The following is a 17187-nucleotide window of genomic DNA, read 5'->3' on the forward strand; positions in this document are numbered from 1 at the left end:
TGGGAAGGAAAACTGATGAGTGAGTTGGCCGATCGGCTTCAGGCGGACCTGGTGGCTGCGATGAAGGAGCACGATGAGCTGACCCGCTCGACCTTGCGGATGGCCATTGCCAGCATCAAGAACGAGCAGGTGGCCGGCAAGCAGGCCCGCCAGCTCGAACAGGCCGAGGTGCTCACTCTGCTGAACCGTGAAGTGGCCAAGCGTCGCGACTCGGCCGAGGCCTACACCGCCGGGAACCGCCCCGAACTGGCCGAGCGTGAGCTGGCTGAGATCGAGGTGCTGCAGCGCTACCTGCCGGCCGCCCTCACCGACGAGGAACTGGACGAGCTGGTTGCCGCCGAGGTGGCCGCCGCGGCCACTCAGCTGGGCGAGAAGCCGTCGATGAAGCAGATGGGCCTGGTGATCAAGGCCGTCAACGCCAAGGTGGCCGGACGCGCAGAGGGCGCCAAGGTGGCCGCCAAGGTGAAGGCCGCGCTCGGCTGAGTTAGCTGACCGTGGTCGGCGGACGGTAGCGCCAGAACGCGGGGACCGCGATCGCGGCCACCACGGTGCCGACGATCACCAGCAGTCCGCCACCGGACACGGCCCAGGCCGTGCCCACGGCCGTCCCTGCGTAGCCGTGCAGGACGTCCGCGATCCGCGGGCCACCGGCGACCACCACGATGAAGACGCCCTGCAGGCGTCCGCGGACCGAGTCGTCCGCAGCGGACTGCAGGATCGCCTGCCGGAACGCGGCCGACACCATGTCGGCGGCCCCACCGACGACCAGGAAGCCGAAAGCAGCCACCAGCATCGGCAACCGCCACTGCGGAGCCAGCGCCACGGCCAGGCCCATCCCGGCGATGGCCGCACCCCAGATCAGCACGCTGATCATGACGGCACGTCCCTGGCGGTCGACCCTCGACACCCAGCCCGAGAACACCCCGCCCAGCACCGCGCCGACCGGCATGGCCGCCATCAGCAGGGCGAACTCGGTGCCACCCTCGACCGGGCCGCCGAAACTCTGGTGGGCGATCTCGGGTGCCAGTGCCCGCGGCATCCCGAAGATCATGGCGATCAGGTCGACCACGAAGCTCATCAGCAGGATCGGCTGGCCCTTCAGGTAGGCCAGGCCGTCGATCACCGAGCGCAGGCCCGGGGTGCCTTGCCGGTTGGCCACCGGCAGCGGCGGCAGCTTCCAGACCGCAGCCAGCGTTGCCACCAGGGTCAGGGTGTCGACCAGGTACAGCCAGCCGTAGCCCAGCACCGGGATCAGGGCGCCACCGACCATGGGGCCGGCGATGGCACCGGCCATCATCACCGTCATGTTGAGGGCGTTGGCGGCCGGCAACTGCTCGGCGGGCAGTAGCCGGGGCAGGACGGCGCTGCGGGTGGGTTGGTTCACTCCGAAGAAGGCCTGCTGCAGCGCGAACAGGCCGAGCAGCAGCCAGACGTTGTCGGCGCCGGCGAAGGCTTGGACGGCGAACAGTGCGCTGGTGGCGATCAGTCCGACCGTGGTGACCTGCAGGATTCGGCGCCGGTCGAAGTGGTCGGCCAGCGCGCCGCCCCACAGCCCGAAGATGACCAGCGGGACCAGGCCGAACAGGCCGGTCAGCCCGACATAGCCGGAGTCCTCGGTGATCGCGTAGATCTGCGCCGGGACGGCAACGACGGTCAACTGGGCACCGATGACGGTGATGATGTTGGCCTGCCACAGCCGCCGGAAGTGCGGGTTACCCAGGGGTGTGGTGTCTGCGAAGAGTCCGCGGATGCCTGCCATGATGCCGCCACCCTAGTCGGCGGCGCCCACCTTTCCGGGCTAGCTCACCCGGGCCACCACCAGGCCCGCGGTCTGCGCAGGGCCGTCCATGGCGGCCAGTTCTGCCCCGGCCTGCTCGAGCTCCACGACCTTGCCGACCAGAACCGAGGGATCCAGCCGACCGTCCACGATCAGCTGCAGCAGCTCGGGATAGTCGGACGCCGCCATCCCGTGGCTGCCGAGTACCTGCAGTTCTCGGGCCACCACCGGACCCCAGGGCAGGCCGGCGTCGGCATGACTGTCGAGCATCAGCCCGACCTGGACGTGTCGTCCCCGCCGGCGCAGACTGCGCACCCCGGCCGAGGCCGTGGCGGACGAGCCCAGGGCGTCCAGGCTGACCTGCACTCCCCCATCGCTGAGTTCGGCGATCAGCTCCGGATCTGCGGACGGCAGCGTGTGGTCGGCGCCCAGTGCGCCGGCCCGGTCCCGGGCGGCCGGGGACGGGTCGACGGCGATCACCTGGGCGCCGAGGGCCGCACCGATCATCACGGCGGAAAGCCCGACCCCGCCGCAGCCGATCACCAGCAGCCACTCCCCTGCTTGCAGCCGGGCTTGCCTGGTGAGTGCGTGGAAGGACGTGGCGAAGCGGCAACCCAGGGCGGCCGCGGTCACGTAATCCACCTGGTCAGGCAGCCGAACCAGGTTGAAGTCGGCCTGCCGAACCACCACCTGCTCGGCGAAGGAGCCCGGATGAGTGAAGCCGGGCTGGGTCTGGTTCGGGCACACCTGGGCGTCGCCGGCCAGGCATTCCCGGCAGCCGCCACAGCCGTTCACGAAGGGCGCGGTGACCCGGTCACCCACCCTGAAACCACGTACCAGCGGGCCGACCCGGACGATCTCGCCGGCGAACTCGTGGCCGGGCACCATCGGCAGCGGCACCGGGTCGTGGCCGCGCCACGCATGCCAGTCCGAGCGGCACACTCCGGTGGCCCGGACGGCCAGCACGGCGCCGTCGCGGGGGCAGTCCGGCTCGGGTAGCTCGACGAGCTCAGGGAACTGACCGATCTGCGAGTACTGGATGGCGCGCATGCCGGGGTTCTATCAGATCGGGTCAGTCGCGCCGGACCAGGACCACGGTGTCGTCGAGCTCGGCGGCTGTGCCGTCCGGGCCGACCGCGGGCCGCCGACGCACCTCGGCCACCACGATCTGCCAACCGATGGCCGGCAAGCCCAGCAGAGCCAGTTCGGTGGCCGGCTGCGGGAACTCGGCGTGGCCGTGATGCAGCCCGCTGGCCCACGGCGGCGCGGCTGCGTGTGAGACCAGCAGCAGATGACCTCCGGGGGCCAGCGCTTGGGCTGCTCGGCGCAGGATGGCGGCCCGCTCCAGCTCGATCGGAGACTGCAGGAAGCTGGCAGTGACCAGGTCGAACGCACCCTCGGGCACCCAGTTGGTGAGGTCGGCGGCGATCCACTCGACCCGGTCGGCCAGGCCACGCTCGACGGCCATGGCTCGTCCGCGAGTGATCGCCGTCGGTGAGATGTCCACAGCGGTGACCTGCCAGCCCTGTTCGGCCAGCCACAGCGCGTCCCCGCCCTCGCCGCAGCCGAGTTCCAGGGCGCGTCCGGTGGGCAGTCCGGCCACCAGCCCGGCCATCGACACGTTCACCTTGCCCGACCAGACCGGACGGTCGCCGTAGCGCTCTTCCCAGAACTGAGCTGCTGTCATCGCGAATCCTTCCGAGGTTGGGCTCATGCTAGGCCCGGCCGGGGGTAGGTTCGAAGTAGCCCGTTGCGGAAGGAGCTGGCCATGGACCGTTCGATAGTGATCAACCGTGAGTTCGGAAGCGGCGGACGGGAGGTGGGCCGGATCATCGCCGAGAGAACCGGGATGGACTTCTACGACACCCGGATCCTCCAGGAGGCCGCCGAACGACAGGGCGCCCCTGCCGAACTGCTGGCCCGCTTCGATGAGCAGGTGGTCGGCGGTCAGTTCTTCGACGTCACCATGCTCGGCACCGCCGATCCGGAACTGATGACCCTGCCGTACCGCGCCTACTCGAGCATCGCCGAGGTGATCGTGTGTGCTGCCCAGCGGGCCCCGGCGGTGTTCATCGGCCGATGCGCCGACCGGATCCTGGCCGACCAGGGCCTGCGGATGCGCAGCGTGTTCATCTACAGCACCGATCGCCAGGCCAAGATCGCCCGCGCCATCGCCGTAGACGGGGTGGATCCCAAGCACGCCGATGCGCACATCGCCCGGATGGATCGCAGTCGTCGGCGCTACCAGCAGTTCTTCACCGACACCAAGTTCGGCGACCCGCACAGCTACGACCTGTGCCTGAACTCGGCGCGACTGAGCTACCGCGACTGCGCGGACGCCATCCTGGCCAGCTGCTGAGGCAGCCCGGCCGCTCGGGACTGCCCCTCCGGACTCGTCCGGAGGGGCGCGGTTCGGGGCTGCCGATCGGGGGGTACGGCAGCCCCGACCCGGAACACTGTCAGAAGATCCGGTTCACGATCGATGCCGGGGCATCGAGCAGTGCCTCGATCTCGTCGTCGAGCTTGACCAGGGTGAGGGATGCGCCGGCCATCTCCAGGCTGGTGCAGTACTCGCCCACATAACTCTTGGCCACGGTGATCCCCATGCCGGCCAGCTTCTCGGCTGCAATGCCGTAGAGCAGGTACAGCTCGCTGATCGGGGTGCCACCCAGGCCGTTGATCATCAAGGCCACCCGGTCGCCGGAGCCGTAGGGCAGGTCCGGGACGACGGCACCCAGCAGCTCGTCGACGATCTCGTCGGCGCTGACCAGCTTGGCGCGACGCCGTCCGGGCTCGCCGTGGATGCCGACGCCGACCTCGATCTCGTCCTCGCCCAGCTCGAACAGCGGGCTGCCCTTGGCCGGCGGTGTGCACGCGGTCAGCGCGATGCCCATGGTCCGGGTCACCGAGTTCACCTTCTCGCCGACTGCCTTGACCTCTTCCAGGGACGCGCCCTGCTCGGCCTTGGCGCCGACGGCCTTGATCACGAAGAAGTTGCCGGCCACGCCGCGGCGGCCGACCGTCCAGGTGGAGTCCTGCACGGCCACATCATCATTGATGAACAAGGTGGTGACCTTGATGCCGTCGGCTTCGGCCATCTCCTGAGCCATCTCGAAGGCCATCCGGTCGCCGGTGTAGTTGTTGACCAGCAGCAGGACGCCCTTGTCCGAGGCCACGATCTTGGCGGTCTGGTAGACGTAGTCGCTCGGCGGGGCGGCGAAGACGTCACCGGGGCAGGCGGCGTCCAGCATGCCGGGGCCGACCACCATCACGTGGGCCGGTTCGTGGCCGGAGCCGGAGCCCTGGACGATGCTGACCTTGTTGTGGTTGGGCGCGTCGGACCGCATGATCAGGTTGTACTCCGGCACATAGGTGATCGTGTCGGGGTTGGCCAAGGCGATGCCCTTGAGCATCTGCGGGACGAACTGCTTGGGATCGTTCACGAACTTCTTCATGGGTTCGGCCTTCCTTTGTGTTGCCGTTTCTTGGATCAGTTCTGGGGCCAGGCTTCGGCCAGGGCGGCGAGCAGGACGGCGACCGCCTTCGCGCCGGCGTCGACCGACCCGATGCTCCGTTCGCCGGTGTAGGACGCGCGGCCACGCATGGCCTGCATCGTCTTGGTGTTCTCCGCGGCCACGTCCGCGGCCTCGGCCATCGCGACCAGGGTCTGCTTGGCGCTGGAGCCGGCGTTGATCTCGGCCTCGAGGACATCGACGGCCGGAACCAGGGCGTCCAGCAGGGTCTTGTCACCCACGTCAGCCTGGCCCCGGGTCTTGATGCCCTCGATAGACGCCCGCAGCGCGCGGACGACGTCGGCACCCTCGATCTGTGGGTGCTCCTTCAGTTGCACTCCGGCCCGCAGCATGGCGGTGCCCCAGATCGGGCCGGAGGTTCCACCGATCCTCGCCGAAACGGCGGCGGCGAGCTTGGTGAGGAAGACGCCGGGATCACTGCGATCGAAGTCGTCCCAGCCGGCCAGGGCGATCTCGAACCCGCGGGCAAGGGAGTAGCCGAAGTCACCGTCCCCGACGACCGCGTCGAGCTCCCCGAAGTACTGCTCATTAGCGACGATGTTCTCGGCGAGATTGCGCATCACGAACTCTACGTCGGCGATGGATCCACTCATCTGGGTTCCTCCTGCTGGGTGCTCGGGAGCAGGCTCTCGAGGTGGGAAAGGGTGACGAAACCGTCGGCCAGGTCGGCTGGCCCGGAGATCACGATGGACGGCTGGCCAGGCTCGCCGAGGTGATCGACCACCAGGGCGGCACCGGCGAAATCGTCCTCGGCGGTGAAGGTGCTGACGGTGATCACCGTGGTCAGGCCTGCGGCCAGGGCCGCCTGGAGGCCGATGCCGGAGTCCTCGACCACGATGCACTCGCGGGGGTCGAGGCCGAGGTCGCGCAGCACCAGCAGGTAGATGTCGGGGGCCGGCTTCTTGGCGGCCACGATGTCACCGGCGTACACGTGGCACCGGGCCGCCAGCGCGGCACCGACCGCATGCTCCAGCACTCCGCGGACCGACGCCTCGGCCGAGGTGGACGCCACGGCGACCGTCCAGCCTGCCTGTAGCGCCTCGGCGATCAGCCGGTGGATCCCCGGACGCCCGGGCAGCAGGCCGTCGCGGACCCGGTCCAGGAAGAGTTCGGTCTTGCGCTTGTGTACGCCCCTGACCACCTCGTCGGTGTCGGCCCGCGGCGGCAGGTCGGATGCGATCCGCTCCTTGCCGCCACCGATCTTCACTTTCTCGGCGTAGGTCGGCACGTCCCAGTGAAGGTCGAGGCGGAACTCGGCGAAGGCTTCGTTGAAGGCGGGCAAATGCCCGTCCCGTTCGGTGTCGGCGAGCACCCCGTCGCAGTCGAAGATCAGGGCCGGCATCTCAGGCCTTCCCGGCACTGCCGAAGACGCCGGCGTAGTAGACCGTCATGGCGCGGACGGCCTCGCCGACCGAACTGAACAGCGACGGCGGATCCCACTTGCCCTTGGCTTCGGCTTCCTTGAGGAAGGCCAGGCTCGACTGCATGAAGGTCTCCTTCAGCGCCGTCGAGATGTTCACCTTGGCGCAGCCGCGGGCGATGCAGTCGTGGAACTGTTCGACCGACAGCCCGCTGCCACCGTGCAGGGCGATCGGGACCGGGTGGGCCGCGACCAGGTCGGATACCCGCTGGAAGTCCAGGATCGGGGCCCGCTTGTAGGTGCCGTGGGCGTTGCCGATGGCCGGAGCGAACACGTCCACTCCGGTGGCTTCCAGGTAGCGCAGCTGGACGTCCAGGCCCTGCCGGCGCGACTCGTCATCGGAGCCGATGCCGTCCTCCTGGCCGGTGATCGACTCGATCTCGCCTTCCACCTGGGCGCCATAGCGGCGCGCCTCGGCCACCACTTCGATGGTCTGGCGCTGGTTCTCCTCCACGGGCAGCTGGGATGCGTCGAACAGCACCGACGTCCAGCCAGCGGCCAGGCAGTCGCTGATCACCTGGCGGTCCGGGCAGTGATCCAAATGCAGGGCGCAGGGCACCTCGATGCCCGCGGTCATGGCCTTCCACATCTGGTACAAGGTGTTCACCCCGATCGACCGGACGGTCTTGACCGAGGTCTGCAAGATGATCGGCGACCCGGCCTCGACCGCGCCGGCGAGCACGTTCTCCATCGTCAGGTCGTTGACGATGTTGATCGCGGGAACGCCGTAGCGCTGGTCGAAGGCAGGGGCAAGGATCTCGGCGAGTGACTGGACAGCCATCATTGGCTCCTCTCGACAGTGAGTCCTGTCTCGAGGCTAGGCATGCGCCCGGTCACCCGGAATGGGGTCTTCCCCCCAGCCGAGGTGGGGGTCGGTCTGGGGGACGCCGCTCGTCCCCACCCGACCGGGGACCGCCGACCGGCCGTCGAGCCGGAGCTGTCGGCAGGCACCCTCGAACCCTGGTCCACTGGGATGTGCGGTGGACCAGGGACGAGTGGTCGGCGATGGTCAGGCGGGCTGAGGCTCGGCGCTCAGGTCGGACGGGATCGGCTCGGGCACAGGGTCCGGACCAAGATCGGCCACCCGGCGCGCCGTCCGATCGATGCTCACCGTGAAGAGGTCCGGACGGCTGTAGTGACCCACCGGATCGGCGAACGCCTTCGCCAATGCGACGCCCGCGAGGTCCAGATCGGCGTAGACGATGCCCTCAACCCGCGGATCGACCGCCTCGGAGACGGTCTCTCCGTCGGGCCCGAACACCACCGCCGACAGACCGTGGCCGGGATCGCGGTCCGCCTCGCCGGGCTGCAGCATCTTCGGGACGATGACGAAACAGCTGCCTTCGAGGGCATAGCTGCGGCTCAGGGCCAGGCAGGCACCCCCGGAGAGCTGCGGCAACAAAGCCTCACCGTCATCGGCCAGGCCCGGCCAGCCGGCGACATGGAGCTGTTCGTGCTGGGCATACATGGCGAACTTCACCAGCGGCTGCATGTGCTCCCAACAGTTGAGTGCGCCGAGCCGGCCCAGCGCCGTCTCGATCACCTGCAGGCCGGAGCCGTCGCTCTCGCCGAACAGGGCGCGCTCGACATGGGTCGGCTTCAGCTTGCGGCGGTGTAGCAGGATCTCGCCATCGTTGCCGATGATGAGCTGGGCCATGTACAGCGAGCCGTGGTCGCGCTCGCTGAAGCCGAGGACCACCATGATCTGATGCTCGGCCGCTGCGGCCCGGATCGCGGCGATCTCCGGGCCGCCGACTTCGGCGGAGTTCGCCCGGTAGTGGGCGATCATAGGGAGTTGCTCGGGCACATTCTGGAACCACATGAAGCCGGGGTAACCGGGCAGCCAGGTCTCCGGAAAGGCCACCAGCGCGACACCTCCCGCCGCCGCTTGTGCGATCAAGGCGATCGTCTTCTCGGTGGATGCGGCCAAGTCGAACCAAGCAGGCTCGGCCTGGACAGCCGCGACGCGGATGGATGCCATCACGATCCTTCTCTCTGTGGAAGTAGGGGGGACACCGCCGGACGCTAGTGCGGATCAGGACCCATCCGGCAGACAGATCCCGCACGAGGTTGTGCATTTCGTGCATCAGCGCGCTGTGAAACACGAAGTTCACCTCGCTGCGCTGCGGGCGTCACCTCTGGCAGGCATCGTGGTGGAATGCCGATCCACACCGTGGCGACCGCGAGCGAATGGGAGAGCCTCGCCTCCGCCACCTTCGTGCCGGTTCGGATCGAGTCGACCTTGCACGCGTTCCGCGGATCGATGGAGCATCACGGCGACGGCGAGAGTGGCGTCACCGTCGTGCGCAGCGGCAGCGGGCGGGTCTCCCGGACGGCCGACTTGATCGAGACGTCGCCCGCGGACCTGGCCCTGTTCTCGGTGCAGGTCAGGGGCACCAGCCGAGTGGAGCAGGACGGACGACAGGGACGGGTCGGCCCGGGCAGCGGCGTCCTCTACCTGACTCGCGCGGCCTACCAGCTGAGCTTTCCGGAGCCCGCCGAGGTGGCCATCATGCAAGTCCCGAGCGAGCGTCTGGGACTGCGGCGGGACGTTCTGGACTCGCTGGTGGCCCGTCCGCTGCCGCTGCGCCGGGATCCCGCGCTGCGGACCATGACCAGGGTCCTTCGCTCGCTGTTCTCACCCCGGCCGGTCCTCTCCGACGTCGCACAGGCGCTCGACGTGGCCACCGAGATCCTGTCTTCCGCACTGCGACCGGATCGACGCCGATCGGGGCGTCGACGCAACCACGCCGAGCTGTATGCGGAATTCGAACGGATCATTCATGAGCGCCTCGATGATCCGCGCTTGGACGTCGCCGGCCTCGCCGAACAGGAGGGGGTGTCGATCAGGACAGTGCACAACGTCTTCGCCGAGCGTGGAACCACTCCGGCCGCCCATCTGCGGGAGGCTCGACTGGACCGTGGTCGGCATCTGCTGGCCACCACCCGGCTGCCGCTGTCGGACATCGCGGTGCTCTGTGGCAGCGAGGACGCATCGGTCTTCACTCGCAGCTTCCGCAGGGAATGGGGACTGACCCCCAGCGAGTACCGGCGCCAGAACCAGGTTCGGCCGGGTTCACACCCGAGCGAGTAGCTCGGTGCGGGAGCGCACACCCCGCTTACGCAGGATGGCGCTGACGTGCTTCTCCACGGTCTTGGCCGAGATGCCCAGCCGGCTGGCGATCTGCTTGTCCGGCAGCCCTTGCTCGACCAGCTGGCGCACTTCGAGCTCGCGATCGGTCAGCCGCTCCCCGTCCATGATCGGAGCGCCGCCGAGTTGGGCCAGCATCTCGCCGAAGACCAAGACGTCACCGCGGGCCACGCCGACCACGGCCCGGCCGAGGGTGGTGGCGTCCACGTCGGACTGGACGAAGCCGCGCACCCCGAAGGTGGCCCACTCCCGCAGCTCAGACTCCGGTGCGCCGGGGTCGACGATCCCGATCACTGCAGCTCCGGGAGCGGCTCGATGCAGCCGGGACAGCCACTGTGCGGCCGAGCCGCTGCCCAGGCCGGTGCCGGCGAGCACGACATCGGGACGAAGCAGCCTGATGGCCTCGACGGCGGCGGCCGGCTCGTCCACCTCGGCGACCACCTGGACGCCGGGCTCGCTGGCATCCAGCAGCCGAACCAGACCGGCCCGCATGGCCGGAAGGTCATGGGCGACCACGACCCGCAGCCGCGGGCTCTCCCCTGCGCCGCTGAGATCGGCTCGATACGGCAGATCGGCGCGGATCCGGGTGCCCCACCCGGGAGTGGAGTCGATCCGGACCCGTCCGCCGACCTGCGCGGCGCGGGTGACCAGCCCGGACAGCCCGACCCCCTTGTCGGCAACTGCGGCGGTATCGAACCCGCAGCCATCGTCCTCGATGATCACTGCGATGCCGTCGGCGCCGTAGACCAGGCCCAGGCGCAGCATGGACGCCTTGGCGTGCTGGACGGCGTTGGCCAGCGACTCCTGGACGATCCGGACCACCTGGGTCTCCACCTCTCGGCCCAGTGGCAGTGGGTCGCCGAACACCCGGAAGGTCGGGCTGAGCCCCGAGGTGGCTTGCACCCATTCCAGTTCGAGTTCGAGAGCCTGGTCGAGGGTGCGTCCGGAGAGCCCGGCCGGGCCCAGCCCCCAGACGGCGCGTCGGCCCTCGTTCATGGTCTCCTGGGCAGCTTGCTGGGCCTGGGTCAGCGCCGGCAGCGGATCCTCTCCCCTGCTGACCGCCGCATACGCCTGGCCGATCTGCAGAGCCACAGTGGCCAGACCGCGTCCGATGCTGTCGTGGACCTCGAGCATGGCCCGCTCACGCTCGGCGGCGATGGCGGCGGCCTTGGCCCGTTCCGAGGCCTCCTGGTGCAGCCGAGAGTTGGCGATGGCGATCGCCGCGTGGGTGGCGAAGCGCTGCAGGAGTTGGGCGTCGGCCGCATCGAAGCGCCGCTCGTCGGAGGCGGCGAAGACGATGCAGGCGCCGATCAGATCGGCGCGCAGCCGGATCGGCACCCCGATCACCCCACGATGGAAGCGTGGCTCGTCAGGGCCGATGTGGCCCTTGCCGATCTCTGAGTAGCGCTCGAAGATCACCGGTTTCCCGGCTCTGGCGACGGCTCCGGTGCAGCCTTCCACCAGGGGGAAGACGGTACCGGTCTGGCAGCCCTCCTCCAGATCGATCTCCTTGCGATAGGTCTGGCTGGCCTGGTCGATCAGGCACAGCGAGCCACTCGTGCAGCCGAGCAGTTCCACTGCACTGCGCAGGATCCGTTCCAGCAGTCGCTGCAGCTGGAACTCCCCGGCGAGGTCATTGGCGACCGCGGCCAGGGCGTCGTCCAAGGCCACTGGGGGCCGTGGGTCGGTGTGCGTCATTGCTACCTCCGCCGAGCTGCTTCCAGCCTAGGCGCGGGAACCAGCGGCTGACCAGGTGCGAAACCTTCGCCTCGGCTAGCGCTGCAGGTAGGCCAGGACGGCCAGCACCCGGCGGTGGTCGGCGGCGTCCTCGCTGAGGCCGAGCTTGGCGAACAGCGAAGTGACGTGCTTCTCCACCGCACCGGTGCCGATCACCAGCTTCTCGGCGATGCCGAAGTTGCTGTGTCCTTCGGCGATCAGGGCCAGCACCTCGCGTTCGCGGACGGTCAGGCCGGCCAGTGGGTCGGACGAGCCGGCCAGCAGCTTGCGGACCACCTCGGGATCCAGCACGGTACCGCCGGCGGCGACCCGAGTGATGGCGTCGGCGAACTCGTCCAGCGAAGTGACCCGGTCCTTGAGCAGGTAGCCGACCCCGCCGCGGGCATCGGCCAGGAGCTCCCTGGCGTACACGGTCTCGACGTATTGGCTGAGCACCAGCACGGCCACCTCCGGCAGCTGTCGGCGCAGCTCGAGTGCGGCCTTGATCCCCTCGTCGCGGAAGGTCGGTGGCAGCCGGACGTCCAGGATGGCCAGTTGGGCCTTCTGGTCTGACGCGGCCTGCACTAACCGGCTGGCATCGCCTAGGGCCGCCACGCAGCGATGCCCGGCCTCGACAACGAGTCGGGCCAGGCCTTCGCGCAGCAGGACGGAGTCCTCAACCAGGATCACCCGCAGTTCGGTCACGCCTCAGGATACGGCGCGGCTGCGCTGACGACGTCGGTCAGAGGCAGGACGACCGCCACTCGGGTCGGGCCACCGGGAGGGCTCTCCACGGTGAGCTCGCCCAACAACCCGCGGACCCGCTCGTCCAGCCCGGACAGGCCGTGGCCGGTGCGCAGTTCGGCACCACCGCGTCCGTCGTCGCTGACCGAGAGCAGGAGTCGCGACGGCAGCCCGGGACTGACCTCTGCCACCAGCTGAGCGGAGTCGGCACCGGCGTGCTTGGCGACGTTGGTGAGCAGTTCGGCCGCGATGAAGTAGATGGCGCGGGCCACCTCAGGGCTCACTGCGGCGTCGATCGCCGGATCGAGACGAGCATGGGTCGACACCGGACTCTCTTCGGCCAGTGCCGCCAGAGCCGCGCGGAGACCACGGTCGGCCAGCAGTGGCGGAGCCACTCCGCGAGACAGTGCCCGGAGTTCGTCCAGTGCGGCCTTGGCCTGCAGCTGGGCCTGCTTGGCCACTTCGACGGCTTGCTCGGCGTCGCCGGACGCGGCCCGCCGCTCGACGGTGGCCAGATCCATCTGCAGCCGGACCAGGCGTTGCTGCGGGCCGTCGTGCAGGTCACGCTCGAGGCGGCGCATCGCGGTGTCCTCGGCGTGGACTGCCGACTGGCGTCCGGCTGCTTCGGCGATGGCGCGCGCCCTCAGGTCGTCCGAGGGCCAGCGGCCGAGCATGGCCGCAGAGATCGTGTACTGCATCCGGGCCAAACCCTTGATCACCCAGGGCAGAGTGACGCCGAACAGGACGCCACCCACTGTGTAGACGCCGATCTCCACGGCGGACGAGCTCCAGCCCTGCAGGTACCACACGTGAGCGGCCAGCCAACCCGGCCAGTCCACTGCGGTCTCCCTGGCCGGCAGGAAGCCCTGCCAGAACCAATAGGTGAGGCCGCCGAAGGTCATGGCCCACCAGGTGATGGTGAGCGAGAAGGTGGTTGTGCTGACCACCAGGCTGACCAGCAGTCCGTGGAGGAGGTGGCTCCAATGATGCGGTGAGCGGAGCAGGGTCAGGCTGCGTCGCCAGGTCGACTGCCCCGTGGTGTCCGGCCAGACCGGCGGCTCGATGGCGGGCAGGCCGGTCCAGCCCAGGATCCCGCGTTCGGTGGCACCGAAGCCGCGGGCCAGGTGCAGTGCGAAGGCCATGATCGGGATCCCGGTAACCAGAACGGCGAGGCTGAGGCCTACCGAGAAGACCGTCCACAGCACTGTGTAGGTCAGGAGGGAGGTGAAGAAGCTGGCCAGCAGGTAGCCGGTGGAGCCGCCCACACCGCGCCATGCGGAGCGGACGAGGTTGTCGTTGTTGGAAGGTCGGTCGTGACTCATCGGTCGGTCTCTCGTTCGGGATCGAGACCAACCTATTGGCCCGGAGGGACGCCTTGAAGCCCGTGCTCCCCCGAGTCTGTGGTGGGGTTATCCCCCGCCGTCAGGGTGGACGCGGCCGCCGACGGCCGGAGCGGATCCGGAGCTGGGCAGGACCACCCACCGATAGACTTGTCGCAGGCGTTGAGCGCGGGCCCCGATCCGGGTCTGCCCGTCCGGGAAACGCCCCGTGGGAGGCGGTTCGGTGGAGTCGGTTCAGACCAGCAAGGACGGCAGCATCCATGTCACGGACGAGCGGATCAACACTGCATCACACCTGGCCGGAGCCTGTTTCGCGGTGATGGGCTCGGGACTACTGCTGGCCCAAGCCGGTGCCCAAGGAGATCCCTGGAAGATCGTGGGCCTGGCGATCTATGCGCTCTCGGTGATCGGCCTGTTCACCTGCAGCGCGCTGCATCACGGACTGAACGGCAGCCCCCGGCTCAATGAGGTGTTGCGCACCCTGGATTACGACTCGGTCTTCCTGCTGATCGCCGGCTCGGTGACTCCCCTGGTCCTCGTCCACTTCCGGACGACCTACGGCTGGGCCGTGCTGGGCGGGTTCTGGGTGATCGCCGCCATCGGGATTGTGCTGCGCTCGGTATGGCGGCAGGTGCCGAAGTACCTCACCAACACCCTCTACATCGCTCTGGGCTGGATGACCGTCCTGCTCCTGGGTGCCGGAGTGAGCTTCCCTCCGGGTGCGCTGGCGCTGATGATCGCCACGGGCGTGGTCTACAGCGTGGGCTTCGTGATCTTCGTGATCGAGAAGCCGAACCCGTGGCCAGGAGTTTTCGGCTTCCATGAGTTGTGGCACGTGCTGGTGATCGTGGCCGCGCTGCTGCACTACCTGCTCCTCTATTTGTACGTGCTTCCCGCCTGACGCTGGCCCGAGGTCGCCTCAGGTCAGCCCAGCCATTCCGAGTGAGCAGCGTGCCGCCACGCAATGGGTATCTCCGACTGGGGACTGATTCGCGGCGGCACCGCGCGCGCCGACCGGCCCGCAGGTGGAAATGAGCACCAGCCGTGCCGGAAGCCGGGAATTACGCTCAAAATAGGACTTCCGCGCGGGTGCGGCTAGTGTGGCAGATGTAGTGATCCTCGCAATTTCCCACAATTTGCCCCACCCCCACTGCCCGCCCAGAGGATAACTCCTAACCCGCCCCCATTCGGGATTGCCTGATTGTGTGCGGGCGGACGATTGGTGCGCTCCAACGCGATACTGCCCCAACCGGCAGTCGGTCTGCGCTCCGAGCAGGACCCGATCCCGCACGAGACCCTGCGACCGGAGTCACCTTATGGAGCATTCCGGCTCGCAATCGCGAAAATGCAGGCCCATCACAAGCAACTATTGAGCAAATCCTCACAATTGAAACACGTGCTACGTTGGGCAGGACGGCCCGAAATTCGGGAAATTGCCGCTTCGGTGCATTGTGTCGCAGCAGCAGGTCAGTGCAATTGGATCAAGAGAGGCCATAATGGCCAACACAATCACGCGCGGCAGGAAGCGCCTCACAGTCTTCCTGGTGAGCATCCTCACCATCACCGGAGCCGGTGTCGCCTACGCGTACTGGACTTCGATCGGCAGCGGCGTCGGCTCGGCGACCACGGGCCAGAGCGTCGCGCTGACGATCACCAGCGAGACCGCGGTCGGCACTCTCTCCCCGGGAAGCGCCGGCCAGACCATCAACTTCTCGGTGACCAACTCCGGTGAAGGCACCCAGTACCCCACTGCTGTCACCGTGGCGATCGCCGATGCCACCGGCACCGCTTGGGTGCCCACCGGCACCTGTCTCCTCGCGGACTACACCGCAACCATCAGCACCGCTCCGGTCGCGGGCGCCATCGCTCCCGGGGCAAGCGTGCCCGGTGTCGCGACGGTCACTCTGACCAACACCGGCGCCAACCAGGACGACTGCCAAGGCCAGGTAGTTCCGCTGTACTTCGTCGCCTCGTAAGGCCTGAACGGATCGCGTCGCGACGTACTGCAGACACGCAGCACGTCGCGGGGCGAAGCCGCCTTTGTCACCCCATTCCCGGAGCCCGCGCGCCATTGCCGCATCCGGCCAGCAGGAAGCTGCCCATCGTGGCCACATCACCCAAGCCGGTGACGAGCCTTCGCCGCCTGACACTCATGGCGGCCACCGGCCTGCTCATGACCGCTACCGCAGTATCGGCATCAGCCACCCCGGCGTCGGCAAGCTGGAGCGCAGCCGGCTCAGCGACAGCCAGCGGCCAGACCGCGACCCTCGCCGCGCCATCTGCCCCATCGGTCATCGAGGGTGAGCACTCGAGCGTTGCGCTGTCCTGGACTCGCGGCGGCACCGGCTTCGCGCCGACGGGGTACTACGTCATCCGCATGCACGGGAGCACCGCCAGCCCCGCCTGCCACAGTGGGCCCGACGCGCTGATCGCCGGCCTGAGCTGCATCGACACCGCACTGGTTCCGGGCTCCTCCACCTTCGTCGTGACCGCGGTGTACCGCTCCTGGACCGCGGCAGGCAGGCCCAGCCGCGAACTGCTGGTCTCCGGCGACGTCACCCCGCAGCCGGTCGCCAGCCCAGATCTTGGGGCCTCCCGCGACTACTCGGTCCTGGCCGGAACCGACGTCGTCAACACCGGCCAGTCCAGCATCAGCGGCGACCTCGGGGTGAGCCCGGGCGCCTCCGCAGATGGCCTCCTGGCGGATTCCGTGGCTGGAGAAATCCACCTCAACGACGCAAGCTCGCTGGCAGCGATGACCGCAGCACGCAGTGCTGCCCGGGATCTCGACGGGCGCAGCACGGGCAGCCACCTTCCGGCCCAGCTGGGTGGAGTCACCCTGACTCCCGGCAGCTACCACAGCGACGACGGGCTTCAGCTGACCGGAACCTTGACGCTGGACGCCGTCGGCGACGCGTCCGCGGTCTTCGTCCTCAGCTCTGACTCGACGCTCCAGACCGCAGCCGCAAGCAATGTGCACCTCGTCAACGGCGCCCAGGCGTCGAATGTCTTCTGGCGGGTGGCCGGCACTGTGCAGACCGGTTCAGACTCCGACCTGACGGGCACCATCCTGGCCAATGGTGCGATCACCCTGGGCCAGCGGACGACCCTGAGCGGCCGGGCACTGTCGCTGAGCTCAGTAAGCCTCTCTGCCGCCAACCTGATCGGCGTGGCTCCGCGCAGCCCGGCTGCCACCGACACCGAAGCGCCGTCCGCGTGGCCGAGCGGACCCGGTTCGTCCGCCTCCGAGGAGCCGAGCCCGACTCCGTCGGACACCACAGACCCATCCACCCCCACCGTTGGCCTCCTGCCGACGGCAGAGCCAACCACAGCCGAGCCGACCCCAGGCCCCACGCCGGTCATCACGCTCGCAAGTGTCGTCATGGCGATTGCGACACGCTCGTGGTGAACTGTGACCCGCTTGCGTTTACCGGGGTTGGAGGAAGCGTTGCGCTCCTGCTGATCATCGCCTTCGCATGCATCATCGGCGGTTCGGCCTTCCTGGT

At 68.6% G+C, this 17187-nt stretch carries 18 protein-coding genes; 6 read left to right on the top strand and 12 right to left on the bottom strand.

Features of this window, described 5'->3' with window-relative positions; genetic code table 11:
- Positions 1 to 15 precede the first annotated feature (15 nt).
- Positions 16 to 483, top strand: coding sequence for a GatB/YqeY domain-containing protein (locus ATK74_RS05950; RefSeq protein ID WP_098460171.1), 468 nt, complete (start codon positions 16 to 18; stop codon positions 481 to 483).
- Between the two features lies 1 nt (position 484).
- Here ATK74_RS05950 and ATK74_RS05955 read toward each other — a convergent pair whose 3' ends face one another.
- Genes ATK74_RS05955 through ATK74_RS05965 form a run of 3 tightly spaced genes read right to left on the bottom strand, consistent with a single transcriptional unit; the run spans position 485 to position 3464 of the window.
- Positions 485 to 1759 (bottom strand): MFS transporter, encoded by a 1275-nt coding sequence (locus ATK74_RS05955; RefSeq protein ID WP_098460172.1) that lies wholly within the window; start codon positions 1757 to 1759, stop codon positions 485 to 487.
- Positions 1760 to 1798: 39 nt separating this feature from the next.
- On the bottom strand, positions 1799 to 2827 hold the full coding sequence (locus ATK74_RS05960) for a zinc-dependent alcohol dehydrogenase family protein (RefSeq protein ID WP_098460173.1): 1029 nt from the start codon (positions 2825 to 2827) through the stop codon (positions 1799 to 1801).
- Between the two features lie 22 nt (positions 2828 to 2849).
- Positions 2850 to 3464 carry an SAM-dependent methyltransferase gene (locus ATK74_RS05965; protein ID WP_098460174.1) on the bottom strand — a complete coding sequence of 205 codons (615 nt, stop codon included), beginning with the start codon at positions 3462 to 3464 and terminating at the stop codon, positions 2850 to 2852.
- An 81-nt stretch (positions 3465 to 3545) separates the two neighbouring features.
- Here ATK74_RS05965 and ATK74_RS05970 point away from each other — a divergent pair, with 81 nt between their 5' ends.
- Entirely contained in the window at positions 3546 to 4136 is a 591-nt protein-coding gene (locus ATK74_RS05970) for a cytidylate kinase-like family protein (RefSeq protein WP_098460175.1), read from the top strand.
- 100 nt (positions 4137 to 4236) lie between these two features.
- Here the strand turns inward: ATK74_RS05970 and dhaK are convergent, their stop codons facing one another.
- The 5 genes from dhaK to ATK74_RS05995 all read right to left on the bottom strand — a co-directional run bounded on the left by dhaK (position 4237) and on the right by ATK74_RS05995 (position 8711).
- The gene (dhaK, locus tag ATK74_RS05975) at positions 4237 to 5232 is read right to left on the bottom strand and encodes a dihydroxyacetone kinase subunit DhaK (protein ID WP_098460176.1); all 996 of its coding nucleotides are present in this window, start codon (positions 5230 to 5232) and stop codon (positions 4237 to 4239) included.
- 35 nt (positions 5233 to 5267) lie between these two features.
- Positions 5268 to 5903, bottom strand: coding sequence for a dihydroxyacetone kinase subunit DhaL (dhaL, locus tag ATK74_RS05980; RefSeq protein ID WP_098460177.1), 636 nt, complete (start codon positions 5901 to 5903; stop codon positions 5268 to 5270).
- A complete protein-coding gene (locus ATK74_RS05985; protein ID WP_098460178.1) occupies positions 5900 to 6652 on the bottom strand; it encodes an HAD-IA family hydrolase in 753 nt (250 codons plus the stop codon). The genes dhaL and ATK74_RS05985 overlap by 4 nt, the downstream gene beginning before the upstream one ends.
- 1 nt (position 6653) lies before the next feature.
- Positions 6654 to 7511, bottom strand: a complete 858-nt coding sequence (locus ATK74_RS05990; RefSeq protein WP_098460179.1) for a class II fructose-bisphosphate aldolase — start codon at positions 7509 to 7511, stop codon at positions 6654 to 6656.
- 228 nt (positions 7512 to 7739) lie between these two features.
- On the bottom strand, positions 7740 to 8711 hold the full coding sequence (locus ATK74_RS05995; RefSeq protein WP_098460180.1) for a carbon-nitrogen hydrolase family protein: 972 nt from the start codon (positions 8709 to 8711) through the stop codon (positions 7740 to 7742).
- Between the two features lie 177 nt (positions 8712 to 8888).
- Between ATK74_RS05995 and ATK74_RS06000 the strand changes: the two genes are divergently transcribed.
- A complete protein-coding gene (locus ATK74_RS06000; protein ID WP_098460181.1) occupies positions 8889 to 9824 on the top strand; it encodes an AraC family transcriptional regulator in 936 nt (311 codons plus the stop codon).
- On the opposite strand, the gene ATK74_RS06005 is transcribed toward ATK74_RS06000, so the two are convergent.
- The 3 genes from ATK74_RS06005 to ATK74_RS06015 all read right to left on the bottom strand — a co-directional run bounded on the left by ATK74_RS06005 (position 9807) and on the right by ATK74_RS06015 (position 13663).
- The gene (locus ATK74_RS06005; protein ID WP_098460182.1) at positions 9807 to 11579 is read right to left on the bottom strand and encodes a hybrid sensor histidine kinase/response regulator transcription factor; all 1773 of its coding nucleotides are present in this window, start codon (positions 11577 to 11579) and stop codon (positions 9807 to 9809) included. The genes ATK74_RS06000 and ATK74_RS06005 overlap by 18 nt on opposite strands.
- A gap of 75 nt (positions 11580 to 11654) precedes the next feature.
- A complete protein-coding gene (locus ATK74_RS06010; RefSeq protein ID WP_098460183.1) occupies positions 11655 to 12302 on the bottom strand; it encodes a response regulator in 648 nt (215 codons plus the stop codon).
- The gene (locus tag ATK74_RS06015; protein WP_098460184.1) at positions 12299 to 13663 is read right to left on the bottom strand and encodes a sensor histidine kinase; all 1365 of its coding nucleotides are present in this window, start codon (positions 13661 to 13663) and stop codon (positions 12299 to 12301) included. The genes ATK74_RS06010 and ATK74_RS06015 overlap by 4 nt, the downstream gene beginning before the upstream one ends.
- Positions 13664 to 13904: 241 nt before the next feature.
- Between ATK74_RS06015 and trhA the strand changes: the two genes are divergently transcribed.
- A complete protein-coding gene (gene trhA, locus ATK74_RS06020; RefSeq protein ID WP_098460185.1) occupies positions 13905 to 14582 on the top strand; it encodes a PAQR family membrane homeostasis protein TrhA in 678 nt (225 codons plus the stop codon).
- Positions 14583 to 15225: 643 nt separating this feature from the next.
- Positions 15226 to 15657, top strand: a complete 432-nt coding sequence (locus ATK74_RS06025; RefSeq protein ID WP_143483573.1) for a hypothetical protein — start codon at positions 15226 to 15228, stop codon at positions 15655 to 15657.
- 67 nt (positions 15658 to 15724) lie between these two features.
- Here the strand turns inward: ATK74_RS06025 and ATK74_RS15315 are convergent, their stop codons facing one another.
- Positions 15725 to 15976 (bottom strand): hypothetical protein, encoded by a 252-nt coding sequence (locus ATK74_RS15315; RefSeq protein ID WP_169923752.1) that lies wholly within the window; start codon positions 15974 to 15976, stop codon positions 15725 to 15727.
- Between the two features lie 82 nt (positions 15977 to 16058).
- On the opposite strand from ATK74_RS15315, the gene ATK74_RS06030 reads away from it, so the two are divergent.
- Positions 16059 to 17090, top strand: a complete 1032-nt coding sequence (locus ATK74_RS06030) for an ice-binding family protein (RefSeq protein WP_169923753.1) — start codon at positions 16059 to 16061, stop codon at positions 17088 to 17090.
- Positions 17091 to 17187 lie beyond the last annotated feature (97 nt).

The organism is Propionicimonas paludicola, from assembly GCF_002563675.1.
In the GTDB taxonomy this organism is placed as follows: domain Bacteria; phylum Actinomycetota; class Actinomycetes; order Propionibacteriales; family Propionibacteriaceae; genus Propionicimonas; species Propionicimonas paludicola.